General features: G+C 61.2%; 24 protein-coding genes and 4 tRNA genes. 4 read left to right on the top strand and 24 right to left on the bottom strand.

What is annotated here, in order from left to right; genetic code table 11:
• Window positions 1-78 precede the first annotated feature (78 nt).
• The 5 genes from tig to ABTV29_RS09985 form a co-directional block, all read right to left on the bottom strand.
• Entirely contained in the window at window positions 79-1,389 is a 1,311-nt protein-coding gene (gene tig / locus ABTV29_RS10005; RefSeq protein WP_433769917.1) for a trigger factor, read from the bottom strand.
• Window positions 1,390-1,788: 399 nt separating this feature from the next.
• Window positions 1,789-1,864, bottom strand: a tRNA-His gene (locus tag ABTV29_RS10000).
• A gap of 78 nt (window positions 1,865-1,942) precedes the next feature.
• Window positions 1,943-2,027 (bottom strand) — tRNA-Leu (locus ABTV29_RS09995).
• A gap of 58 nt (window positions 2,028-2,085) precedes the next feature.
• Window positions 2,086-2,161, bottom strand: a tRNA-His gene (locus tag ABTV29_RS09990).
• 32 nt (window positions 2,162-2,193) lie between these two features.
• Window positions 2,194-2,270, bottom strand: a tRNA-Arg gene (locus ABTV29_RS09985).
• 275 nt (window positions 2,271-2,545) lie between these two features.
• Here ABTV29_RS09985 and folD point away from each other — a divergent pair.
• Both folD and pbpG read left to right on the top strand, forming a co-directional pair.
• Window positions 2,546-3,400, top strand: a complete 855-nt coding sequence (folD, locus tag ABTV29_RS09980; RefSeq protein WP_433769916.1) for a bifunctional methylenetetrahydrofolate dehydrogenase/methenyltetrahydrofolate cyclohydrolase FolD — start codon at window positions 2,546-2,548, stop codon at window positions 3,398-3,400.
• Between the two features lie 237 nt (window positions 3,401-3,637).
• Window positions 3,638-4,576 carry a D-alanyl-D-alanine endopeptidase gene (gene pbpG / locus ABTV29_RS09975; RefSeq protein ID WP_433769915.1) on the top strand — a complete coding sequence of 313 codons (939 nt, stop codon included), beginning with the start codon at window positions 3,638-3,640 and terminating at the stop codon, window positions 4,574-4,576.
• A gap of 88 nt (window positions 4,577-4,664) precedes the next feature.
• On the opposite strand, the gene ABTV29_RS09970 is transcribed toward pbpG, so the two are convergent.
• Together ABTV29_RS09970 and ABTV29_RS09965 are read right to left on the bottom strand one after the other, a co-directional pair.
• The gene (locus ABTV29_RS09970; RefSeq protein ID WP_433769914.1) at window positions 4,665-4,880 is read right to left on the bottom strand and encodes a hypothetical protein; all 216 of its coding nucleotides are present in this window, start codon (window positions 4,878-4,880) and stop codon (window positions 4,665-4,667) included.
• 79 nt (window positions 4,881-4,959) lie between these two features.
• The gene (locus tag ABTV29_RS09965) at window positions 4,960-5,688 is read right to left on the bottom strand and encodes a peptidase C39 family protein (RefSeq protein ID WP_433769913.1); all 729 of its coding nucleotides are present in this window, start codon (window positions 5,686-5,688) and stop codon (window positions 4,960-4,962) included.
• Window positions 5,689-5,855: 167 nt separating this feature from the next.
• Here ABTV29_RS09965 and ABTV29_RS09960 point away from each other — a divergent pair, with 167 nt between their 5' ends.
• On the top strand, window positions 5,856-6,023 hold the full coding sequence (locus tag ABTV29_RS09960; RefSeq protein ID WP_433769912.1) for a hypothetical protein: 168 nt from the start codon (window positions 5,856-5,858) through the stop codon (window positions 6,021-6,023).
• Window positions 6,024-6,102: 79 nt separating this feature from the next.
• Here ABTV29_RS09960 and ABTV29_RS09955 read toward each other — a convergent pair whose 3' ends face one another.
• On the bottom strand, window positions 6,103-6,852 hold the full coding sequence (locus ABTV29_RS09955; protein ID WP_433769911.1) for a TerC family protein: 750 nt from the start codon (window positions 6,850-6,852) through the stop codon (window positions 6,103-6,105).
• Between the two features lie 28 nt (window positions 6,853-6,880).
• Window positions 6,881-7,123: a hypothetical protein gene (locus ABTV29_RS09950; protein WP_433769910.1), complete on the bottom strand. Its 243-nt coding sequence runs from the start codon at window positions 7,121-7,123 to the stop codon at window positions 6,881-6,883.
• A 158-nt stretch (window positions 7,124-7,281) separates the two neighbouring features.
• Here ABTV29_RS09950 and nhaR point away from each other — a divergent pair, with 158 nt between their 5' ends.
• A complete protein-coding gene (gene nhaR, locus ABTV29_RS09945; protein WP_433769909.1) occupies window positions 7,282-8,181 on the top strand; it encodes a transcriptional activator NhaR in 900 nt (299 codons plus the stop codon).
• Here nhaR and ABTV29_RS09940 read toward each other — a convergent pair.
• The 15 genes from ABTV29_RS09940 to ABTV29_RS09870 all read right to left on the bottom strand — a co-directional run bounded on the left by ABTV29_RS09940 (window position 8,168) and on the right by ABTV29_RS09870 (window position 23,932).
• A complete protein-coding gene (locus tag ABTV29_RS09940; protein WP_433769908.1) occupies window positions 8,168-9,328 on the bottom strand; it encodes an MFS transporter in 1,161 nt (386 codons plus the stop codon). The two genes, nhaR and ABTV29_RS09940, sit on opposite strands and share 14 nt — an antisense overlap.
• A gap of 261 nt (window positions 9,329-9,589) precedes the next feature.
• Complete coding sequence (locus tag ABTV29_RS09935) at window positions 9,590-10,099, bottom strand: DUF1993 domain-containing protein (protein ID WP_433769907.1); 510 nt, start codon at window positions 10,097-10,099, stop codon at window positions 9,590-9,592.
• Between the two features lie 199 nt (window positions 10,100-10,298).
• On the bottom strand, window positions 10,299-11,174 hold the full coding sequence (locus ABTV29_RS09930) for an SDR family oxidoreductase (protein WP_433769906.1): 876 nt from the start codon (window positions 11,172-11,174) through the stop codon (window positions 10,299-10,301).
• A gap of 162 nt (window positions 11,175-11,336) precedes the next feature.
• Window positions 11,337-12,485: an acetyl-CoA C-acetyltransferase gene (locus tag ABTV29_RS09925; protein WP_433769905.1), complete on the bottom strand. Its 1,149-nt coding sequence runs from the start codon at window positions 12,483-12,485 to the stop codon at window positions 11,337-11,339.
• Window positions 12,486-12,641: 156 nt separating this feature from the next.
• Window positions 12,642-13,697: an acyl-CoA dehydrogenase family protein gene (locus tag ABTV29_RS09920; RefSeq protein ID WP_433769904.1), complete on the bottom strand. Its 1,056-nt coding sequence runs from the start codon at window positions 13,695-13,697 to the stop codon at window positions 12,642-12,644.
• Between the two features lie 10 nt (window positions 13,698-13,707).
• The gene (locus ABTV29_RS09915) at window positions 13,708-14,874 is read right to left on the bottom strand and encodes an acyl-CoA dehydrogenase family protein (protein ID WP_433771815.1); all 1,167 of its coding nucleotides are present in this window, start codon (window positions 14,872-14,874) and stop codon (window positions 13,708-13,710) included.
• Between the two features lie 10 nt (window positions 14,875-14,884).
• Complete coding sequence (locus ABTV29_RS09910) at window positions 14,885-15,640, bottom strand: enoyl-CoA hydratase family protein (protein ID WP_433769903.1); 756 nt, start codon at window positions 15,638-15,640, stop codon at window positions 14,885-14,887.
• A gap of 26 nt (window positions 15,641-15,666) precedes the next feature.
• Window positions 15,667-16,734, bottom strand: coding sequence for an NAD(P)H-dependent flavin oxidoreductase (locus tag ABTV29_RS09905; RefSeq protein ID WP_433769902.1), 1,068 nt, complete (start codon window positions 16,732-16,734; stop codon window positions 15,667-15,669).
• 2 nt (window positions 16,735-16,736) lie between these two features.
• Window positions 16,737-17,609 (bottom strand): enoyl-CoA hydratase, encoded by an 873-nt coding sequence (locus ABTV29_RS09900; RefSeq protein WP_433769901.1) that lies wholly within the window; start codon window positions 17,607-17,609, stop codon window positions 16,737-16,739.
• Between the two features lie 24 nt (window positions 17,610-17,633).
• Window positions 17,634-18,422: a CoA-transferase subunit beta gene (locus tag ABTV29_RS09895; protein WP_433769900.1), complete on the bottom strand. Its 789-nt coding sequence runs from the start codon at window positions 18,420-18,422 to the stop codon at window positions 17,634-17,636.
• A gap of 12 nt (window positions 18,423-18,434) precedes the next feature.
• The gene (locus tag ABTV29_RS09890) at window positions 18,435-19,316 is read right to left on the bottom strand and encodes a CoA transferase subunit A (RefSeq protein WP_433771813.1); all 882 of its coding nucleotides are present in this window, start codon (window positions 19,314-19,316) and stop codon (window positions 18,435-18,437) included.
• Window positions 19,317-19,327: 11 nt separating this feature from the next.
• On the bottom strand, window positions 19,328-20,224 hold the full coding sequence (locus tag ABTV29_RS09885) for a VOC family protein (protein ID WP_433769899.1): 897 nt from the start codon (window positions 20,222-20,224) through the stop codon (window positions 19,328-19,330).
• A gap of 264 nt (window positions 20,225-20,488) precedes the next feature.
• Window positions 20,489-20,782 carry a DUF6124 family protein gene (locus ABTV29_RS09880; RefSeq protein ID WP_433769898.1) on the bottom strand — a complete coding sequence of 98 codons (294 nt, stop codon included), beginning with the start codon at window positions 20,780-20,782 and terminating at the stop codon, window positions 20,489-20,491.
• 710 nt (window positions 20,783-21,492) lie between these two features.
• A complete protein-coding gene (locus ABTV29_RS09875) occupies window positions 21,493-22,614 on the bottom strand; it encodes an LLM class flavin-dependent oxidoreductase (RefSeq protein ID WP_433769897.1) in 1,122 nt (373 codons plus the stop codon).
• 133 nt (window positions 22,615-22,747) lie between these two features.
• A complete protein-coding gene (locus ABTV29_RS09870; RefSeq protein WP_433769896.1) occupies window positions 22,748-23,932 on the bottom strand; it encodes a flavin-dependent monooxygenase in 1,185 nt (394 codons plus the stop codon).
• Window positions 23,933-24,207 lie beyond the last annotated feature (275 nt).

Raw genomic sequence — 24,207 nt, 5'->3', positions numbered from 1 at the left:
CAAAATAGTTAGGTCTTGAAAACGCATAAGCCAGCACGAATGCTGGCTTATGGTGTGTACTTCTTAACGCTGGAACAATCAGTCGGCTTTTGGAGCTTCTACCGGCTTGACCGCTTCTTCGTAAGAGACCGATTTGTCGGTCACGCTAGCTTTCTGCAGAACAGTATCCACAACTTGCTCTTCCAGCACAACCGAACGGACTTCGTTCAGTTGCTGGTCGTTCTTGTAGTACCAGGACACTACTTGCTCAGGCTCTTGGTAAGCCGAAGCCATTTCCTGGATCATTTCGCGAACGCGGGTTTCGTCAGGCTTGAGGTCGAATTGCTTGACCACTTCAGCCACGATCAGACCCAGCACAACGCGACGCTTGGCTTGCTCTTCGAACAGCTCGGCCGGCAGTTGGTCAGGCTTGATGTTGCCACCGAACTGTTGAACAGCCTGTACGCGCAGACGGTCAACTTCGTTGGACAGCAGAGCCTTCGGCACTTCGATCGGGTTGGTGGCCAGCAGACCGTCCATTACCTGATTCTTGACCTTGGACTTGATGGCCTGACGCAGTTCGCGCTCCATGTTCTTGCGAACTTCGGTGCGGAAACCATCGATACCGCTTTCCTTGATGCCGAATTGAGCGAAGAACTCTTCGTTCAGCTCTGGCAGTTTTGGCTCGGAAACAGTGTTCACGGTCACGGTGAACTCAGCGGTTTTGCCAGCCAGGTCGAGGTTCTGGTAGTCCTCAGGGAAGGTCAGGTTCAGAACACGCTCTTCGCCGGCTTTAGCGCCAACCAGACCGTCTTCGAAGCCTGGGATCATGCGGCCGGAACCCAGAACCAGCTGGGTACCCTTGGCGGAACCGCCAGCGAATACTTCGCCGTCGACCTTGCCAACGAAATCGATGTTCAGTTGGTCTTCGTTCTGAGCGGCGCGATCAGCGACTTCGAAACGGGTGTTCTGCTTGCGCAGGATGTCCAGCATCTTGTCCAGATCGGCATCTTCAACGTTGGCGCTCAGGCGCTCTACGTTGATACCCTCGAAACCGGCAACGGTGAACTCAGGGAACACTTCGAATACGGCAACGTATTCCAGGTCCTTGCCCGCTTCCAGGGATTTTGGCTCGATCGACGGCGAACCAGCCGGGTTCAGCTTTTGCTCGACCACTGCTTCGTAGAAGGAAGACTGGATCACGTCGCCTACAGCTTCCTGGCGAGCTTCAGCGCCGAAACGACGCTTGATTTCGCTCATTGGCACTTTGCCTGGACGGAAGCCAGCAATCTTGGCCTTTTGGGCAGTCTGCTGCAGACGCTTGTTGACCTGAGTCTCGATGCGCTCAGCCGGCACGGTGATGCTCATGCGGCGCTCAAGAGCAGAAGTATTTTCAACAGAAACTTGCATGGATATTCCTCGTTGCACAGACGTTAGCCGGCCGTTTCCGACCCCAGAATCAAGGGCATGCATTCTAGTGGGTCAAACTCAAGAAGTCACCCTACTGAAAACGGGTAAAAACGCAGCAGGCAATTTATAGGTGCGAATGCACGGATGCACCTCGCCCCGGTGGCAAATACAGCCAATCATGCCAGGGCTCTGCGCCAACCTTTCTATATATAGAAGCGGTTGCCGATCATCTCCCTGACAGCCGGACTTGCGAGCAAGCCGGCGGACAGCGCGGCATCATCGAGAAACATAAATACGACGAAACGCCCCGCCCTGCGACCCCTGACCAGCAGTCGCCGAAACTCGAACCACTGAAACAAAAAAGGCGCCAGACTGTTAAATCTGGCGCCTTTCGGAATATGGGGTGGACGATGGGGATCGAACCCACGACAACGGGAGTCACAATCCCGTGCTCTACCAACTGAGCTACGCCCACCATATTGCGTGTCAAAGAAGCCAAACAACTTCTTTGTTAAGCCCCAACCATGCTGCTTGGCATGCATGAAGCTTTATTTGGTGCGGATGAAGAGACTCGAACTCTTACGCCTCGCGGCGCTGGAACCTAAATCCAGTGTGTCTACCAATTCCACCACATCCGCGAGTTGAAGCTTTTAAAGCAAAGGCGCCAGACCGTTAAATCTGGCGCCTTTCGAAATATGGGGTGGACGATGGGGATCGAACCCACGACAACGGGAGTCACAATCCCGTGCTCTACCAACTGAGCTACGCCCACCATATCGCGCTACTTGTGCCAATGCTGCCTAATGGCGCACCCGGCAGGACTCGAACCTGCGACCATCCGCTTAGAAGGCGGATGCTCTATCCAGCTGAGCTACGGGCGCCTTATTAATCTGTACCCTTGAAGGACTACAAACTAAATGCTTTCCAGCCTCGCAGAACCTTGATTCCGCTTGACCTTCTTAACCAGTGCTAGGCTGTGCCCGACAAGTGCGACGAATAGTATAGAGCCACCTGTAGGTCGTCAAATCCTTTTTGAAAAAAATTCATTTAATTAAAGGAGTTAGGGGAATTTGCAGACCAAGCGCCTTTGCCCTCACCGCATGACATGCGAGAATGCGTTCTCTTTTTTTCCCCTCTCGATGGTTAATCACGCGCAATGACTGCACAACTAATCGACGGCAAATCGATCGCCGCCAGCCTGCGCCAGCAGATCGCCCAACGCGTCACCGAGCGTCGCCAGCAAGGCTTGCGCACGCCAGGCCTCGCGGTGATCCTGGTCGGCAGCGATCCTGCCTCTCAGGTTTATGTCTCGCACAAGCGTAAAGACTGTGAAGAGGTCGGCTTCCTTTCCCAAGCTTATGACCTGCCTTCCGAAACCACTCAAGAAGCGCTGGCCGATCTGATCGATCGCCTCAATGACGACCCGGCAATCGACGGCGTTCTGTTGCAGCTTCCCCTCCCCGAGCACCTGGATGCCTCGAAATTGCTCGAGCGCATTCGTCCGGACAAAGACGTCGACGGTTTCCACCCTTATAACGTCGGTCGCCTGGCCCAGCGTATTCCGCTGCTGCGCCCATGCACCCCAAAAGGCATCATGACCCTGCTGGAAAGCACCGGTGCCGATCTGTACGGGATGAATGCAGTGGTTGTCGGCGCGTCCAACATTGTCGGCCGGCCGATGGCGATGGAACTGTTGCTGGCGGGTTGCACCGTTACCGTCACCCACCGCTTCACCAAGGATCTGGCCGGTCACGTCGGTCGTGCCGACCTGGTCGTCGTGGCTGCCGGCAAGCCTGGCCTGGTCAAGGGTGAGTGGATCAAGGAAGGCGCGATCGTGATCGACGTCGGCATCAACCGTCAGGACGATGGCAAGCTCGTCGGCGACGTCATTTACGAAACCGCCCTGCCCCGCGCCAGCTGGATCACGCCGGTGCCAGGTGGCGTAGGCCCGATGACCCGTGCCTGCCTGCTGGAAAACACGCTGTACGCCGCTGAAACTTTGCACAGCTGAAGCCTGTTGCTCAGTTAGTCAGCGACACAGGAAACCCCGCCCATGGCGGGGTTCTTTTTTGTCCGCTCAACCGCAATGACCATCCGCCGGAAAGTGACATTTTTTTCATGTTCCCAAGGACTTTCACGTCACCCTCGAACAACCATCGACAGTTATTCAGCCATACTCCAGAATGTCGCGCTTTTACGAAATAGCCCGTTACATAACGGCGTATCAACACTTTATGAGTCTGCCAGCGTGAAAATCCGTCTTTCCATCCTGAGCCTAGTTTTTGCACTTACAGGGACTTTCATCACGCCTCTTGCCATCGCCGGCGAAACCACCGCCGCACCTCGAGACAACTCGAAGCTCAAGCTCGCTTCCGGCAGCACGTTGCTGCTGGATATGCAGACCAACAAAGTCATCTATGCCAACAATCCCGACGTGGTTGTCCCCATCGCTTCCGTCAGCAAGCTGATGACCGGCCTGGTTGTGGTTGAAGCCAATCAGAACATGGATGAGTACATCAACATCGACATCAGCAACACCCCGGAAATGAAGGGCGTGTTTTCCCGGGTCAAGCTCAAAAGCGAAATGCCCCGCCGCGAAATGCTGTTGATTGCGCTGATGTCGTCTGAGAACCGTGCAGCCGCGAGTCTGGCGCACCATTATCCGGGTGGTTACGCCGCGTTCATCGCCGCGATGAATGCCAAGGCCAAGGCGCTGGGCATGACCAACACCCATTTCGTCGAGCCGACCGGCCTGTCGCCGCGCAACGTCTCCACCGCCCGCGACTTGAGCAAACTGCTGATCGCCGCGCACAAGCACCCGCTACTGACGCAGCTGAGCACCACCAAGGAAAAAACCGTGTCGTTCCGCAAGCCCAACTACAGCCTGGGCTTTCGTAACACCGACCACCTGGTCAACAAGCCGAACTGGAACATCGAGCTGACGAAAACCGGTTTCACCAATGAAGCCGGCCACTGCCTGGTCCTGGTGACGCACATGGGCGACCGCAAGGTGGCGATGGTCATTCTCGACGCTTACGGCAAGTACACCCACTTTGCCGATGCCACCCGCCTGCGCAATTGGGTCGAAACCGGCCGCAGCGCTGACGTGCCTTCCGTTGCCCTGCAATACAAATCGGACAAGAACCTCAAGCATCGCCAAAGTGGTGTAGTCGAAGCTTCAAAGTAAAAAAGAGCTTCAAAGTAAAAAGAGCTTCCAAGTAATAAAACAACCGCCATAAAAAACCCCGACCAGTCGGGGTTTTTTATTGGATCGCTCAATCATTGGGCAACGGCATCTGATCATCATCGGGAATGCCATCCCCCTTGCTCGGATCGTTCCAGGCTTTCGGGTGTTCCCCGGGTGCCACGGCAGGCCGAGCCAGCGGATCACGCAACGGGCTATCCGGATCCATCACCGGATCGACACTCTCCTCAGGCGTCGTCGGAACAGTTTCCGGACGTTTGTCGTTGAAACTCGAATCGGTAGACATACGCACCTCCGTGGGGTCTGGAACCTAGTACATCAGATACCTTGAACGCCCGGCGGTGCGTGCCAGATGACGAACGGGCCTACTGCGCGCCCAAAGCCTTTTTCGCCTTCGCCGCCGCCTGCTCCTGGCCTGCCTGAGCCAGATCATTGGCGGCCTTGAGCCAACGCTGTTGATCGACTTCGGCCGGGATTTGCGTCGGCGCCTGAATCAACACCGCCCATCCCCCGGCATCCTTGAACGCCGATTCGAACGAGCCAAAACTCATCAGCAATCGCTGCTCCATACCCGCGCGCAGGAGCACGGTCTGCTTCTGGCGGTTATACCCGGACAGGATCGCGTAACGGGGTTCGGCCCAAAGCGCCGAGCCTTCGGTAAAGCGCACCATCACCGGATAACCCGCCGCCACCTGGGTCAGCAAGGCAGGCAGATTGCTGTCCAGGGGATAGACCATCATTCCGTATTCCCGGGCCAGGTTCTGCATGTTTTGCTGCAGCTGAGCCTCGCCGCCCGGCAAGTGCAAGGGTTTGTCCAGCAGCCCCGGCGTGATCACGATGCCCTGCTGGGACAACATGCTCGCCAACACCTGCGGCCCGCTCTGGTTGGAGACGCCGCGATAGAACCTGCCACTGAGCTCGACTCGCTCCGGCAGACGCTTGATCTGCGGCGAAACGCTGCCGGCGCAACCGGCCAGGCCGGCGACGCAACCGACGATGACCGCCGCTGAAAGAATCCGAGAAATTACCCGCACCATCATCACTCTCTTGTTCAGATGCCAGGCAATCCGCTTCCCGGCTTGGCTGTGGATCATAGGACGCCCAGCGACGTCGGTATAGCCTTAACCAGTAGTCCACGGCTTTCGATAGAGCGAACTGGTTGGTCACAGTCGACCTTCGGTCAATAGCCTGAAACAAGGTAGCGACTAGACTGTCACTTGCAAGCTGTGTGTGCCCGCCGCAGGGCAAAGAGGAGGCATCGATGAGCCTGGCAATGACAATTGTGATGTTGATTTCCGGCTGGCTGGCCGTTGCCGCCGCCATGTTGTGGGGCGTTCTGCGCATTGCCCGCCGCCACCACCACCCTGTTCAACCGACCAAACAGGTACAGAGCGAAAAAACCGCCACGCGTCATGCCGCCGCCCACTGACGAGCACTTTCAAGCTTCCAAATAAAAACGGCCGCCTGCTTTCTTTCGAGAGCAGGCGGCCGTTTCGTTCAGCTGCAGGTTATGCCTGCGCAGCCAGGTGTTTCTGCTTGGCCCTGCGGGACATCATGTTCAACACCTCAATCGCCGCCGAGAACGCCATCGCCGCATAAACGTAGCCTTTCGGTACGTGGGCGCCGAAGCCTTCGGCGATCAGCGTCATGCCGATCATGATCAAGAAGCCCAGGGCCAGCATCACCACGGTCGGGTTGTCGTTGATGAACTTGGCCAGTGGATCAGCCGCCAGCAACATCACCAGTACCGACACCACCACCGCGATGATCATGATCGGCAAATGCTCGGTCATGCCGACGGCGGTAATGATGCTGTCGATGGAGAACACCATGTCCAGCATCAGGATCTGGCCGATCGCGGCGGCAAAACCCAGGGTTACGGTCGAGGTTTTCGACGTCGGATCTTCCGGTGCCGGGTCCATGCTGTGATGGATCTCGGTAGTGGCTTTCCACAACAGGAACAGGCCGCCGGCGATCAGGATCATGTCCTTCCAGGAGAACGCCTGGCCGAAAATCTCGATCACAGGTTCCGTCAGCTGGACTATGAACGCGATGGTGCTCAGTAGGCCCAGGCGCAGGATCAGGGCCATGCCGATACCGATTCGCCGTGCCTTCTGCCGGTGCTGCTCGGGCAGTTTGTTGGTCAGGATCGAGATGAAGATCAGGTTATCGATGCCGAGCACGATCTCCATCACCACCAGGGTGGCCAGGGCAACCCACGCGGTGGGGCTGGCGGCTAACTGTAAAAGGTATTCCATGGGTCAGTCCTGACTCGTTGTAGACGGTTTAGATTTCCTGGGAGGCAGACTTGTTTTTATCCGAGTCTTTTTCCGCCGATTCTTTTTTGCCGGTCAAACCACTGGTGGCGTCGCTGAGCGCCTGCTCGGCGGCCTTGTGGGTGTCGTCGATGGCTTGCTTGGCGCTCTCGGCAGCCTTGCCCATCAGTTGCTGAGCGCTCTTTTCGGCCTGGTCACAACCAGCCAGCACCAGTAAAGACGCTATCAGCAGTGCCGTGGTTTTAAGCTTCATGATGTTTTCCTCGATAGAACGAACGGGCCGCTGCGATGGCCCGTTGATAGCGACGCATTCTAGGGAGATGAACACTTCAGGAAAATTCGTATTTTTGGCGGTTATACTTCGGTTTTTACGAACATACACTATTCATGTGAACTGGGGATTTCACCCACATGCTCAATTACCGACAACTGCACTACTTCTGGGTGGTCGCCAAGACCGGCAGCATCGTGCGCGCCTGCGAGCAGTTGAACCTGACGCCCCAGACCATCAGCGGGCAGATTTCACTGCTCGAACAAACCTATGGCATCGAACTGTTCCGCCGTGTCGGACGCCAGCTGGAGCTCACCGAAGCCGGGCGGCAAACCCTGCCCTACGCCGAACAAATGTTTCAGCTGGGTGGCGAACTGGAGTTGATGCTGCGCGCTCGCCCCAATGAACAGCAGATTCTGTTCCGGGTCGGCGTGGCCGACGTGGTGCCCAAGTCCATCGTCTACCGCCTGATTGCGCCAACCATGGAATTGACCGACCCCCTGCGCATCACTTGTCGCGAAGACAAGTTGGAACGCCTGTTGGCCGACCTGGCCATCCAGCGCCTGGACTTGGTGATTTCCGACAGCCCCATGCCATCGCACCTGGATATCAAGGGCTACAGCCAGAAGCTCGGCGAATGCGGCATCAGCTTCTTCGCCACGGCAGAGTTGGCGGCGCGTTACGGCCAGGACTTCCCCCGCAGCCTGCATGGCGCGCCATTGCTGATTCCCGGGGCGGAAACCGTGGTGCGCAGCCGCCTGCAGCGCTGGTTCGCCGAACAGCAGATTCAGCCGCAGATTGTCGGCGAGTTCGATGACAGTGCCTTGATGCAGGCCTTCGGCCAATCCGGCAGCGGGATCTTCATCGGCCCCAGCGTGATTGCCGACGAAGTGAAACGCCAGATGGGCGTGGAGGTGATTGGCCAGACCGACGCGGTGAGCGAGTCGTTCTACGCCATTTCGGTGGAACGCAAGGTCAAGCACCCTGGCATTGTCGCCATTACCGAGGGTGCCCGACGCGAGCTGTTTACAGCGCTGTGAGCGCTTCCCGGGGCTTGAAGGTCATCAACGCAATGGCCAACAGGATCGAGGCCAGGATCAATCCGGCGGCGGCGAACCCCAGGCCCTGCAGGCCGACGCTGTCGATCACCCGGCCGCCGATCATGGCCCCCAGGCCGATCCCCAGATTGGCCCCGGCGATGTTCAGCGACGCGGCGAACGCCGGCGCTTCCGGCGCGGCCTTCATCAGGCGCACATGGCTGACCAGGAACAGCGCCGCCTGAGTAATGCCCCAGATGCCCATCGCCGCTGCCAGCCCGTAGGGCGAATGGATGTTCGGCACCAGCGCCACCAGGCCGGCGATCATGAAGGCGCAGAACATCATCGAAGCCACCAGCGGATGCCGGTCCACCGCGCGACCGCCCAGGGAGTTGCCGATCAGCCCCACCGCGCCGAAGCCCATCAGGCACCAGCCGACCACCGTGCCGTCGAGCCCGGCGAGGCGCTCAAGGATGTCCGCCAGATAGGTGTAGGCGGTGAACATGCCGCTGAACACGATGATCGACAGCAGTACATGCCCCACCATCAGAGGGCTGCGCAGGATCTTGAATTGCGAGCGGAAGCTGACCTGATGCTGATGCAGGTTGGTTTTCGGCAAATAGATAAACAGCAGCAGCGCCTTGGCAAAGGCAATGAACGCAAGAATGGCGAAGGCACTGCGCCAGCCGAACGCATCGGAAATCAGCGTGCCCACCGGAATGCCGAACACCGTGGCGCAGACAATACCGAAGCCGATCTTGGCGATGGCGCGGCCGGCGTAATCCGGGCCGACGATGTCCACCGCGGTCTCGCTGGCCAGCGCCCAGAACACCGGCAAGCCCAAGGCCGGAATCAGCCGCGCAAATGCCATCACCCAGATGTTCGGTGCCAGCGCCGCCAGGGTGTTGGCCAGGCCGAACATGATCAGCACCGAGATAAACAGCTTGCGCCGCTCGAAACGGGCGAAGTACGCGGTCAGGAACGGCCCGAACGCGGCGACAGTGAAGGCGAACAGGGTCACCAGCAAACCCGCTTGCGGGATGCTGACGTCGAGGTCACGGGCGATGGCCGGCAACAGGCCGACGATGATGAACTCCGTGGTCAGCACCGTAAAACCGGCGGCCGACAACAGAAAAACGGGCAACAGCATGCAGAACTCCAGAAAACGACAACACCAGCGATAGCCCGAAGGCTCACTGGAACATGAAAATGAGGATGGCGAAGCTTAACAGAGTGTGTCCGTACAGGGTTGCACGAACCTGCAAATCGTTGGCTGGAACCCCAGGGCAGATGCCCTTGTAGGAGCGAGCATGCTCGCGATGAACTCAAGAACACCGCGGGCTTTCAGGAATCCCGCGCCATCGTTGACGACCATCGCGAGCATGCTCGCTCCTACAGAAGATGGGGCGGTTTAGAACGCGCCCATGTAATCACGCTTGCCCACTTCCACGCCGTTGTGACGCAGCAGCGCATAAGCGGTGGTGACGTGGAAGAAGAATTGCGGCAGGCCGTAGGTCAGCAGGTAAGCCTGGCCGGAGAAACGCTTCTCTTTAGGGGTGCCCGGACGAGTCACGATCTCGATGCCTTCCTTGCCGTTGATCTGCTCAGGCTTGATCTCGCCGATGTAAGCCAGAACCTTGGTCAGCAGCGCTTGCAGCTCGGCGAAGGTGGTTTCGGTGTCGTCGTACTTCGGTACTTCAACTTCGGCCAGACGCGAAGAAACACCTTTGGCGAAGTCCACGGCGATCTGCACCTGACGCACCAGCGGGAACATGTCCGGGTACAGACGGGCTTGCAGGAAGGCGTTCGGGTCGATGTTTTTTGCGGTGGCGTGCGCTTCGGCCTTTTTCAGCACATCGCTCAGGGCGTTGAGCATTTGCTGGAAAACAGGGACGGAAGCGTCGTACAGGGAAATGGTCATGACAGGTCTCGTGTGGTGACGGGAGGGAAACATCGGCCACCTGTAGGAGCGAGCCTGCTCGCGATGAACGACCAGACACCGCGGGTAATCAGACAGCCCGCGTTATCGTTGACGACCATCGCGAGCAGGCTCGCGCCTACAGGGGATCGCATAGTCGGCCGATTATAGCCATGCGCGGCCCTCACGAGACGGGTCTTTTTCAGCTGCCGTACACCTTGGCCGCCGGAACCGCTTGCGTCATCAACTGCGCCACGGCCTCGCCCATCTCGCCCACCGCCCAGCGGCCCTGGCGGTCCAGCTGCGGCCCACGGCGCCAGCCGTCGGCAATCGACAACTTGCCACCCTCGACCTCGAACATCTGCCCGGTGACATCGCCGGACGCCTCGGACCCGAGCCATACCACCAGCGGGGCGACGTTTTCCGGGGCGAAGTAGTCGAACCCCTCCTCCGGTTTTTTCATGGTTTCGGCGAACACTTGCTCGGTCATGCCGGTGCGCGCGGCCGGGGCCAAGGCGTTGACGGTAATCCTGTAACGCCGCAGTTCGGCAGCCTGCACCAGCGTCAGCGCGGCAATGCCACCCTTGGCCGCCGCATAGTTGGACTGGCCGATGGAGCCCTGCAGACCGGCGCCGGAACTGGTGTTGATGATCCGCGCATCGACCTTCGCCCCGCCCTTGGCCTGTTCGCGCCAGTACTGGGTGGCGTGGCTGGCGATGCAGAAATGGCCCTTCAGATGCACCGCCACCACTGCGTCCCAATCGGCCTCCGTGAGGCTGGCGAACATGCGGTCGCGGCAGATGCCGGCATTGTTGACCACCACGTCCAGGCCACCGAAGGTTTCAATCGCCTGACGCACGATCAGCCCCGCCGAGTCATAGCCGGTGATGTCATCGCTGTTGGCCACGGCACTGCCGCCCTGCCCGAGGATCTCGCCGACCACCGCCAGCGCCGCTTCGCGGTTGATGTCGTTGACCACCACTTTCGCCCCCTCGGCGGCGAACGCCATGGCATAGGCCCGGCCCAGGCCACCGCCGGCACCGGTGATGATCACGACGCGGTTTTCACAGATTTTCATGCGGTTATTCCTTCACATTCATCACTATTCGACTCGGTGCCCTGTAGGAGCGAGCCTGCTCGCGATAGCGGCGGCACATCCAACATCCATGTGACGGACACACCGTCATCGCGAGCAGGCTCGCTCCTACAGGGTCGGGGTGTTGCTTGAAATCGGTTGCGCTTACAAGCGCTCAATAATCGTCACGTTCGCCTGGCCGCCGCCTTCGCACATGGTCTGCAACCCATAGCGCCCGCCGCTGCGTTCCAGTTCATGCAGCAGGCTGCACATCAAGCGGGTGCCGGTGGCGCCCAGTGGATGGCCGAGGGCAATCGCGCCGCCGTTGACGTTGGTCCGTTCGTGGGGGTAGCCGGTTTCCTTCAACCAGGCCATGGCCACCGAGGCGAAGGCTTCGTTGATTTCCACGCGGTCGATGTCTTCGAGTTTCATCCCGGCGCGCTTGAGCGCGTAAGCGGTGGCCGGGATCGGCGCGGTGAGCATCCAGATCGGGTCTTCGGCGCGCACACTGATGTGGTGGATCCGTGCCCGCGGCGTCAGGCCGTAGCGCTTGAGCGCCGCCTCGGAGACGATCAGCATCGCGCTGGCCGCATCGCAGGTCTGGCTGGACACCGCAGCGGTCACCCGGTCGCAACCGAACAGGAATTCCAGCTCGGCCATTTTTTCCAGGCTGGTCTGGCGCGGAGTTTCGTCATGGCGCAAACCGGCCAGCGGCACGATCTCGCGGTTGAAGTTGCCCTGGGCGATGGCCCGCAACGCGCGCTGATGGGACTCCAGCGAATAGGCTTCCAGCTCGGCACGGGACAGGTCCCACTTCTCGGCGATCATCTGCGCCGAACGGAACTGCGTCGGTGGCTGCGCGCCATAACGACGAACCCAGCCTTCGGAGCCGCTGAACGGGTCGTTGAAGCCCAGTGGCTCGGCGGCGATCATCGCCGAGGAAATCGGGATCTGGGTCATGGTCTGCACGCCACCTGCCACCACCACATCCTGGGTGCCGCTCATCACCGCCTGGGCCGCGAAGTGCACCGCTTGCTGGGACGAGCCGCACTGGCGGTCGATGGTGGTGCCGGGCACCGCTTGCGACAGACCGGCGGCCAGCCAGCTGGTGCGGGCGATGTCCCCGGCCAGCGGGCCGATGGTGTCGACGCAGCCGAAGATCACATCGTCGTAATCGTCGTCGGGAATATCGTTGCGCTCGACCAGCGCACGCAATACATGGGCGCCCAGGTCAGCGGCGTGAATATGGCTCAGACCACCCTTGCGCCGCCCGGTGGGCGTGCGCAGGGCGTCGACTATGTAGGCTTCAGGCATGGTCTACCTCGGTAAGAAAAAATGAACTCAGTGAAAACCTGTGGGAGCGAGCCTGCTCGCGATAGCGGTCTGACCTTCAACATCTGTGTTGGCTGACACACCTCAATCGCGAGCAGGCTCGCTCCCACAGTAGGTATTCACCTGAAACAGGTGCCGTCAGAAGGTACTGCCGGCCCCCAGCGCAGGATTGCCATCGAACAGCGCCGCGCGAATCCGCCCCTTGTGCAGCCCGCGATCGCCCCAGACCTTGTCCAGCGCCCAGGCGCGTTTCATGAACAGATGCAGGTCGACTTCCCAGGTGTACCCCATGGCCCCGTGGGCCTGGATGCTGTTCTTCGCCGCGAGCATCGCCGCCTCCGCCGTTGCCAGCTTGGCGTGGGACACCAGCACGTCCTGCCCCGGTCGCTGTTCGGCGACGGCATGGGCAGCGCGATACAACGGGCCCTTGGCGAACTCGATCTGCACCGCGACATTGGCCATCAGGTGCTTGACCGCCTGGAACGAGCCCACCGGTTTGCCGAACTGCTTGCGTTCAAACGTGTAATCCACCGCCAGGTCGACCATGCGCTTGGCCAGGCCCAGCAACTGCGCGGCACTGCCGAGGGCGCCCCGGTTGAAGGCCTGCGCCCACAAGCGTCGGCCCTGTTCGCCACTGGCGACGCAGGTGGCCGCCGTCGGCGTCCATTGCACCTGGAACAACTGGCGGCTGGGGTCGACCGACTCGTTGCGGATCAGCTCCACCGCGCTGTGCTCCAGCGCGTGCACCTCGTCGCCATGGGCGAGCAACAGCAAGTCGGCGACATGGGCATCGCTGACCAGCGGGTTGCCCGGCTCGGCAATCGCCAGTCGCGCCCTGCCCTCGGCCACCCGGCTCAGCCAGTCTTGCTTGAGGGCTGCATGGCGCTCATCGAGGGCGGCGAGCATCGGCACCCCCACCAGCATGGTTTCCACCAGCGGTTCGGGCAGGCCGGCGTACCCGCATTCCTGGGCGATCAGAATGAAGTCCAGTTCATTCAGGCCCATGCCCTCCTGGGCCTCGGGCACGGTCAGGGCGGTCAGGCCCAGTTCCACCAACTGGTCCCACAGCGCCTCGCTGCGGCCGTTGTCGCTAAGCCACAGGTCACGAATGCGTTCCGGCGTCACTTCGTTGATCAAAAAGCTGCGCACGTTGTCCTGAAACAGCAATTGGTCGCGGCTGAAACTAAAGTCCATGTTCTATTCCTCAGGCCCGCGGCATGCCGAGCATGCGTTCGGCAATGATGTTGCGCTGGATCTCGTTGGTGCCGGCGTAGATCGGCCCCGCCTGGGCAAACAGGAAACCGTCCAGCCAGTGGCCGACATCACCGGCCGCCGGCGCCTCGGGCAGCAGCTCGCCGCGCAGGCCGAGGATGCTCATGGCGGTGTCGTGCATGCGTTGGTCGAGCTCCGACCAGAAGATCTTGTTGGTCGAGGATTCCGGACCGATCTTGCCGCCCTGCACCAGTTGCGAAGCGGTCATGTAGGTGTTCAGGGTGTAGGCCTCGGCGTCGAGCCAGGCACGCATCACGGCCTCACCGATGGCCGGGTCGCGATCGGCGTACTCACGGTTGGCCTGGTACAGCTGCACCAGGCGCCGCGCGGTTTCCTGGAAACGCGCCGGTGAGCGTAGCAACAACCCGCGTTCGAAGCCGGCGGTGGACATCGCCACATGCCAGCCCATGCCTTCGCCGCCGAGGGCGTTTTCCACCGGGACCTTGACGTCGTCGAAGAAGATTTCGGCGAAGCCCGGCAAGCCGTTGAGCTGCGGGATCGGCCGCACGGTGATGCCTGGCGTGTCCAGCGGCAGCAGGATGAACGTCAGGCCGTGATGGCGCTGGGACTGCGGATCGGTGCGGAAAATGCCGAATGCCCAGTCGGCCCAGACCGCGCGGGTCGACCAGGTTTTCTGGCCATTGATCACATAATGGTCGCCCACCCGTTCGGCCCGGGAGCGAATCGCCGCCATGTCCGAACCGGCGCCCGGCTCAGACCAGGCCTGGGCCCAGATGTCTTCGCCGGTGGCCATGCGCGGCAAAAAGCGCGCCTTCTGCTCCTGGCTGCCGTATTCCATCAAGGTCGGGCCGAGCAGGAAAATACCGTTCTGGTTGACCCGCGCCGGGGCCCCGGAACGGTAGTACTCCTCTTCGAAAATCAGCCACTCGATCAGGTCGCAACCGCGCCCGCCGAGTTCAGTCGGCCAGGTAACCATGCCCCAACGGCCTTCATTGAGTTTGGCTTCCCAGGCGCGGTGCTCGGCAAAGCCCTGTTCGGTGTCGAACGATTGCAGCGGTTCACTCGGTACGTTGGCCTCAAGCCAGGCTCGCGCTTCGGCGCGAAAAGCCTGCTGGGCCGGGGTATAGGTCAGGTCCATGGAGGTGCCTTCAGCCGTTGAATCGGGCATCGCGTTTCTCGACGAACGAGTCGCGTGCTTCCTGAGAGTCCAGCGAGCGATAGGCTTCAAGGGTGAAGCCCTGCTCCCAGCGGTATTTGTCTTCCAGATTGCCGTCTTCGATGCCGGTCAGCGCTTCCTTGGCCAGGCTGATCATGCCCGGGCTCTTGGCGGCGATGGTGCGGGCGATCTGCAAGGCGGTTTCGCGCAAGTCCTCGCGCTTGACCACCTGCTCCACCGCGCCCAGGCGCCAGGCTTCGGCAGCGCTGATCGGCTCACCGGTGAAGTACATGTGCCGCACCTTCTGCACCGGGAACAGGCGCTGCAAATGCGCGCCGCCGCCCATGGCGCCACGATCCACTTCCGGCACGCCGAAGGTCGCGCACTCGGACGCCACCAGAATGTCGGCGGCGCCGCAGATGCCGATCCCGCCACCGAGCACGAAGCCGTGCACCGCGACGATCACCGGTTTCGGGTTGCGATGGATGGCCTTGAAGCTGTCGTAGTTGCCCTTGTTCACCGCGACGATCAGGTTGCCGTCGGCGGCCAGTTCCTTGATGTCGACGCCCGCGCAGAAACCGCGCCCTTCGGCGCGAATCACGATCACTCGCACGTCGCGGTGGCGACCGAGGTTTTCGATCTCGCTGGCGATGTCGGCCCAGCCCTGGCTGTTGAAGGCGTTGACCGGAGGACGGTCGAACACCAGTTCGGCAATGCCGTTATCGATACTGACGCTAAATGGTTTCATGACTTCTTTCACAATAGATGGCCCCTTCACGACACACGGCGGCACAGTTCGCCCAGGCGCGCTTCGGCGTCGCGGACGATCTGTTCAATCAATTGGGCGCAGCTGGGCAAGCTGTCGATGGAGGCGGCGATCTGCCCGGCGGGCAGCACCCCGGCGGCCGGTTGCCCGTCGACCATGGCTTTCTGGATCACCATCGGTGCGTTGGCGGCCATGATGCTTTGCGCGGCGCTCAGCTCACCGCTGCCGCGCATCTTCAAGGCGCTGCCCAGCAGTTGCAGCAGGCTGGTGCCGGTGTGGCGGCGATACGCCAGGCCACTCTGCACCGCCAGCAACAGGCGCTTGAGCCCGCCGCTGTTTTCCAGGCGGTCGAGCAATTCGTTGCGGATCATTCGTTGTGGCATGCCGTCGATGGCGCGGCTGATGATGATCGCCGCCGGGTCCCTGACCGCCAGGTAGCGGGCCAGGGTCGCCTGTGGCACCGGGCTGTCGGCGCACATCAAAAAGCGCGTGCCCATGGCAATGCCTTCGGCGCCAAAAGCCAGGGCCGACACCAGCCCCTTGCCGTCCTTGAAACCGCCGGCCGCCACCACGGGCACCGACACGGCGTTGACCACCTGATCGAGCAACAGCGAAGTCGGCACCGAACCGGTATGCCCGCCGCCCTCGCCGCCTTGCACGGTCACCGCATCGGCGCCCATCTCCACGGCTTTCTGCGCATGCTTGAGCGCGCCCACCGTAGGGATGCACACCACACCGGCATCCTTCAGCCGGCTGATCATCTGCTTGCCGGGCGAGCGGCTGTAACTGACCGCCCGGACTTTGTGGCGCAACACCAACTCGACGATTTCGCCGGCGTTGGCCTGATACATGTGGAAATTCACACCGAAGGGTTGATCGGTCAGGCGCCGGGTTTCGAGGATCGCCGCTTCCATCTGTTGCGGTTCGATGGTGGCTCCGGCGAGAAAACCGAAGCCCCCGGCATTGCCCGTGGCCGCCACCAGTTTCGGATCGGCCACCCAGCCCATGGCGGTCTGGATGATCGGGTAGCGGCAGCCCAACAGTTCGGTCAAACGGGTATTCAACGAGATCGCCATGCTCATGCCTCGCCCGACTTGCGCTGGGAGCTGGCCATGGCGCGCGCGTCGTAACCGCCGAGCCGATCGCCGGACACCAGTTCGTTGTGGGCATGGGCGAAATGATGCAGGCCGAACACCATGTCCATGGTCGCGCGCTTGCCCATCAGGTCTTCGGCGTTGTTCACCGCCTGCTTGCTCAGTTGCAGGCCCAGGCGCGGCATCTGCGCGATGCGCCCGGCGATGTCGAGGGTCTGTTGTTCCAGCTCGTCGCGCGCCACCACCCGATTGAGCATGCCCATCTGATAGGCCCGTGGCGCCGGCATGCGTTCGCCGAGGAACAAAAACTCCTTGGCGATGCGCGGATTGAGTTCATGCACATGGGCGAAATACTCGACGCCAGGAATGCCCATGCGCACCACCGGGTCGGCGAAGTACGCGTCCTCGCTGGCGACGATCAGGTCGCAGACCCAGGCCAGCATCAGCCCGCCGGCAATGCACGCGCCCTGGACCATGGCGATGGTCGGCTTGGGCATTTCCCGCCAGCGGCGGCACATGCCCAGGTAGACCTCTTGTTCGCGGGCATAGAGAAACTCGCCGCCCGGTTTGTTCACATGGTCGTACCACAGGCTGGCGCGGTCGAAGCTCTGGTCGACGTCGCGGCCCGGGGTACCGATGTCATGCCCGGCGGAGAAATGCTTGCCGGCGCCGCGCAGCACAATGACCTTCACCTCATCGTCGTCGCAGGCGCGGCGAAAGGCTGCGTCCAGCGCATAGGTCATCCGCGAGTTCTGCGCGTTGTGGTATTCGGGGCGGTTCATGGTGACCAGGGCCACCGCGCCGCGCACTTCGTAAAGCACCACCTCGGCCTGGTTTTTATCGTTATCTTCAGCCATCACTTTTCTCCGGAACGGCGTTGCTCAGCGCTGGCCTGGCGGGTTGTCTTTCAATTGCAGGGCACGCAGGTTGTGCGGGTCCAGGCGCTGGATCAGCTGCAATTGCTCGGCCGCCGGTGCGGCGGTGGTCGGGCAGTCATCCGGCACGTGCAGCTCAAAGCCGGTGTTGTCCTGAACCTGCGCCACCGTCACGCCGGGGTGCAGCGAACGGATGCGCATCTGCCGTTGCGGCCCCTGGAAATCCAGCACACACAAATCGGTGATGATCAGGCGGATGTCGATGTCGTCCAGCGACCAGCCGCGCGCCAGGCGGGCCGGGTTGTAGCCGACCGAGGCGACCATATCGACCTCGCCTTCGACGAACACCCGGCGGTTGTGGCTGGGCACGCAGAACGAGTTGGCGTGGCTGATCGAGTTGCCGGGAAAGCCGCGCACCCCGAGCATCTGCGCCTTGGGCTTGGCGTAGTCGCCGATGCAGGAAATGTTCGCCTGGCCGAAACGGTCGATCTGGGTCGGGCCGACCAGCGCATGGCGCTTGCCGCCCCAGACGTTGTCGAAAATCCGCGAGAAACCCATCCAGCTGTCGCGCTTGGGTTCATAGCCGTTGCGCCCGCCGAGCGGCACAGGTTCGGCGACCATGTAGGCTTCGGAGTCGGTCATCAGCAATTGCCGGTTGCTGGTGAGCATGCTCAAGGAAGCGGCCAGGCGCGGGATCACCCCGATGCCGCTGGCCAATACCTCGCCATCGTCGCGCCAGGCTTCGGCGGCGGCGCAGATCATCAGTTCGGCGAGGCTGTAAGTGGTAGTGCTCATGGCAAGGCTCCCTCAGAAAATCGGCAACGGCAGTTGGCGGATCGCAGCCAGGCCGCCGACCTTGTCCAGGTACTGTTCGTGGGTGCAGTCGACGTAGTCGCGCACATAGCCCTGCCAGCCATCCGCGGCCTGGACCGTGTCGTTGTAGGCCTTGAAGTGGGCCACGTCGAAACCGTACAGCGGCGCACAGGAAGACGGATGCGCACCGCCCGGCACGTGGGCCACGGCGGTGGTCAGGTTGCGTTCCCAGAACACCTGGTGGGCGTGGGCGGTGTCCTGATGGAAATAGTCGCTGTCCACCAGTTCGTCGCAAGTCACGTAGCTGTGGGTCGCGGCGCGGACGAACAGGTCGTCCATGTAGTGATCGGGACCCGAGATCTGGCACACGCCACGCTTGTCGGCGCGGTCGACATGCACCAGCGCCGCATCGAGCTTGAGCGCCGGCATGGCCACCCAGTCCTTGCCGTCGGCATAGGGCGAGGCAATCACTTTGATCTGCGGGTTGTGGCGCAGCACATCGGTGCCCAGGCCCACCGCCGTCGGAATGAACGGCACCTGCATCGCCGCCGCCCGCAAGCCGAGCAGGAGCATGCCTTCATCGATCTCCATCACCTCCAGCGCCGCCTCCTGGCGAGCCTTGCGGAAGTACGGCTCCAGTGGAATGAAGTCCAGGGAGACGAAGGCGAATATCAGTTTCTTGATCTTGCCGGCGGCACAGAGCATGCCGACATCCGCCCCCCCGTACGCAACAACAGTCAGCTCCTTGAGGTCCGAGCGCAGGATCTCGCGCACCAGCGCCATGGGCTTGCGTCGCGGGCCCCAGCCACCGATGCCGATGGTCATGCCGTCGCGAAGTTGGCCGACGATCTCGGCAGTAGTCATTTGCTTGTCCAACGTCATGTTCCTCATTGGCGACCGACACTGAAGTCGTGGCCCCAGTGGCTGACCACGGTGCTTTCAAATGGCGTGTGGCGGTCCCAATCGACCACCAGGCCGTCGCAGCCGTACTCCAGGTCAAACCCGGACGGGGTCTTGATATAGAAAGAAATCATCTGGTCGTTGGTGTGCTGGCCGAGGGTCGCCGACAGCTTCACGCCGTTGGCGTGCACGCGGTCCAGGGCGCGGCCCACTTCGTCCAGCGCGTTGACCTCGACCATCATGTGCACGCAACCGTGGGGCATCGGGCACTCGAAAATCGCCAGGGAGTGGTGACGGCCGTTGTTGCAGTGCAGGAAGTGAATGCGTTTTTGCGGCTCGGCCGGATCGGGGGTGAAGCGCACTTTCATCAGGTCCGACAGGCCGAATCCGAGCACTTGCTCGTAGAAATCCCGGCAGCGCTCGAAGCTCGGAGCCGGCAGGACCACATGGCCCATGCCCAGATCGTTGGTGACGAAACCCTTGACCCCGACCGGCGAGACGAAACGGGCGAAGTCCTGCAACGGCCCCCAGAACAGTTCGTGGCGATTGCCATCCGGATCGCTGAAGTGCACCAGCTCCTGGACCTTGCGCAGCTCGGCTTCGGCACTTGTGCCACGGGTCACTTGCACATCGGCCTGTTGCAACTCGCTGACCGCCTGTTCCAGCGCCGCCTTGCCCGCCACTTCCCAGCCGCAGGCACCGAAACCGTCCTGCGCACTTTTCTCGACCAGAATGCGGTAATGACGCTCGTCCATCTTCAGGTACAGGCGCTCATCGTCAGCGCCGTCGACCACCATCATGCCCAGCACCTGACTTGCGTAGTGACGCCATTGCGCCAGGTCGCCGGACAACAGGGTGACGTAACCCAGACCACGGATATCCATGGATGCACTCCTCGTTTTGCTCAAGGCCTGCCGCCCTTCGGCGGCTGCCGGGGGAGACTTTATGTACGGCTATTCAAGCGGGTTCGGGGAGGGGCAACATCGTCCGATGGGACTAGCGGAAAACAACGGCAGGACGCATACAAAACCCTGTAGGAGCGAGCCTGCTCGCGATGGAAGACCAGACACCGCGAGGCATCAGACAGCCAGCGTCATCGTTGACGACCATCGCGAGCAGGCTCGCTCCTACAGGGGTGGTGTTTGCAGCTATTCAGGTGGGTGTAGCTGATCCAATGCGCGGTTCACCGAGAGTTCGCCGAGCATGATGATCTGGGCGATGCCCAGCAGGAAATGGCGGTTGGGGCCTTCGGTGCGATCGGCCAGATCGAGGGTCATGACGTGGGCCGAGGCCAGGGATTCGCAGGCGTCACCGAGCAAGGAGTGGGCATCGAGTTCGGGGTTGAGGGTGTACATCGTGGAAGGTTTGCGCGGTCTGGCGCGGATGTCGGCGTATGAGGGGGTGTGTTCGGTTTCGGGCGGATTGGGTGAAGGCTTTTTCATAGTTCAATCTCCAGAAATTGGAGCCGTCACCAACTTGCGACTAAACAAGGGGTGGCAGCTGTACGCAGGTTAGTCGACCGGGGGAGACGAATCCGGCGCGCCCGAGGGCGCCCTGCGCACAGCTACCATTAAGTACAGGCATGAAATGGCCTGACTGCATGACGTGCTAATGCGCTTCATCACCCCGGGCGACTAAACCCGATCACTGATGGGCAGTGACGCGAATCAAGTTACCGAGGGGGTCCAGGGCGCACAAGCCGGCGGATTCTGGCGTAGCTGTAGGCAGCGCCGCAAGATTTTGTAGCTTTCATCAAGTAACACCGACAACTTTTAAACAACCCAAAAACCTGTGGGAGCGAGCCTGCTCGCGAAGGCAGTCTGTCAGTCAACATCCACTCTGAATGTGCCGCCCTCTTCGCTGGCAAGCCAGCTCCCACAGGATTCTGTGGCGGATGCAAAGTCCGCATACGACACAAAACCTGTGGGAGCGAGCCTGCTCGCGAAGGCGGTGTGTCAGTCAACATCCACTTTGAATGTGCCGCCCTCTTCGCTGGCAAGCCAGCTCCCACAGGTGCCTGTGGCGGATGCAATTTCGGCGAATAGCACAAAACCTGTGGGAGCGGGCTTGCCCGCGATGGCGGTGTGTCAGTCAACATTGATGTTGTCTGACACACCGCCATCGCGAGCAGGCTCGCTCCCACAGGGATTACTCAACCCTTGCGAAAATGCGGAATCACTTTCTCGCCGATGTTTTTCAGGGTTTCAAGTTGCGCCCACTGCGGCACCGTGCCCATCTGGCAGATGAAGAGGATTTCGTCGGCGCCGGCATCGATCAGGCGTTGTACGTAGCCGATGCAATCCTCGACGGTGCCGTAGGCATGGTTGGGGTTCATCATGGCCATGGTCGGGTCGGAGAAGTCGACGCTGACTTCCTCGGAGGCGAAGCGCGACTTGATCACGCTCTGGCCGTTGCCATCGACGAAGGTGTCGTCCTTCCACTTCTCCGGATCCGGACGCTCGCCGCCGCCGTACCAGTAGCCCAGGGACTCCATGAAATAGCGCTGGCCACGGATGCCGATGCGACGGGCCTCGGCGTTGTCTTCCAGCACGATCGCCGGGCACAGGGCTGCGATGTGACGGTTGGGGCGGAAACCCACCTGATGCTTCACATCACGGTTGTCCCAGGACTGGTGATACACCTCGACCTTCTTGGCGATTTCTTCCGGACCACCGAAGCCCAGCACCAGAGCGCCCATGCCGCGGCTGCCGGCGTTTTTCAGCGACTCGTTGTTGGTGCACGCCAGGTACATCGGCGGGTGCGGATCCTGATACGGCTTCGGATGGATCGGGCGCTTGGGGATTTGCACGAAATCGCCCTGATGTTCGATCTCGTCATACACGAACATTTTCGGGATCAGGTACATCATCTCGTCGATCTGCGGCTGCAAGGTCGAAAGGTCGTAGCCGAAAGTGCCCGCTTCCTGCTGCGTGCCGCCCTTGCCGACGCCGAAGTGCACACGGCCCTTGGAGAGCAGGTCGAGGGTGGCGATGCGCTCCGCCACCTTGACCGGATGGTTCATCGCCGGCGGCAAGCAGACCACGCCATGGCCGATGCCGATGCGCTCGGTCTTGCCGGCGACGAAAGCCAGCATGGTTTCCGGTGCCGACATGTGCGAGTAGTTGCTCAGCGCCGTGTGTTCCACACACCAGAAAGTGTCGAAGCCGAGCTTGTCGGCCAGCACCGCTTGCTCGACGGTGTCTTCGAAAATCTTGCGGTCGCCTTCACGGCTGGAGTCCACCGTCTGGGCTTCGTAAATCAGGGAAAATTTCATGGTTGATCCTTGTGCTTATTTGGATGCGCAGTCGGCGCCAGAGACCTGTGCCTTGCCGCCAATGCTCGGGCATTGGCGGCACGCCGGAATCACGCAAACGGACTAGCCGCCTTCTGGAAAAACAGGGAGCGGGTCAAAGGAAAAAGTCACTGCTGTCCTGGCCCATGCTCACCCCGCCGAGGTTCCAGGCGTACTTGGCCGGGCTGTTGGCGACGTGGGCACGACCGGTGTGGATGTCGCGGAAGGCACGGTTGATCGGGTGGCTGCGAAAGATCGTCGAAGCGCCGCTGTTGAACATCAGATCCCCGACGGCCTTGGCGCACTTGTCGGCGACCAGCGCCGAGTCGTAACGCATCTTCACCCGCTCGGGCATGCTCAACGGCTGGTCTTTCTGCGCCCGCTCCAGCATCAGGGCGAAGTTGCGGTGCAGCACTGTCTTGCACTCGTCGACGCATACCATGGCACTGGCCAGTGCCGATTGCGCCGCCGGGTCCTGGACCATCTTGCGCCCGTCGTTGATCCCGACCCGGGCGCGGTTGTGCTCGACGAACTGATCCACCGCACCCTGCAGGGCGCCGATGGCGGAAGACGAAACAGCACGTACGAAAATCTGCCCGAACGGCAAGCGGAACAAGGACGCGGTATTCACCGCGTTGCCCGGGCTGTTCTGCATGAAACCGTCGAGCGCACGATGGGTGCGGTACTCGGGAACGAAGGCATTCTCCACCAGAATGTCGTGGGAACCGGTGGCCTCCAGGCCCATGACGTTCCAGTTATCGACAATCTTGTAGTCGGCGCGCGGCACCAGGAACGTTCGATAATCCGGCGCACCACCGGCCTCCTCCGGCGGCACCAGCGCACCGAGGAACACCCATTGGCAATGCTTGCTGCCGGAGGAAAACCCCCAACGCCCGCTCAATCTGAACCCGCCCTCGACCCGCTCGACCTTGCCCACCGGCATATAGGACGAGGAGATCAGCACACTGGAATCACTGCCCCAGACATCCTGCGCCGCACGATCATCGAACAGCGCCAGCTGCCAGTTATGGATCGCCACCACCCCCAGCACCCAGGCCGACGACATGCAGCCTTCGGCCAGGGTCATCTGCACATCGAAGAAATCCCTGGGCTCCAGTTCATAACCCTCCCAGCGCGACGGCTGGAGAATGCGGAAAAAGCCGGCGTCGTGGAAATCCTTCAAGGTCTCTTCAGGCAACACACCTGCCTGCGCGGCACTCAAAGCGCGTTCACGCAGGATCGGCACCAACTCACGGGCACGTTGGCTCAGACGCTGGCGAATCAGGTCTTGGTTGAGCATTTTTATTGTCCTCCTTTGTCCACCCCGTCCGCCGGGGCGCGCGTGCAGCGGGGCGGATGTAGCGCCCCTACCCTGGCATTCAAGCAATGCGCGGTTGGGTGGGCATCCCTCAAACGGACCATGCGCTCGGCGCCGTATATCCCTGTGGGAGCGAGCTTGCTCGCGATGGCTGGCTTCTTCTTGTGTACATATCCATTACTGCGGTAACGGCCGCTTAGGGTTCCGCCCTTACGGCGGGTTACTTGGAAAAGCGCCAAGTAACCAAGCGCTTTTAT

Origin of the sequence: Pseudomonas putida (assembly GCF_050989985.1) — a bacterium.
Classification (GTDB): domain Bacteria; phylum Pseudomonadota; class Gammaproteobacteria; order Pseudomonadales; family Pseudomonadaceae; genus Aquipseudomonas; species Aquipseudomonas putida_AI.
This window is presented reverse-complemented; position numbering and strand designations above follow the sequence as displayed.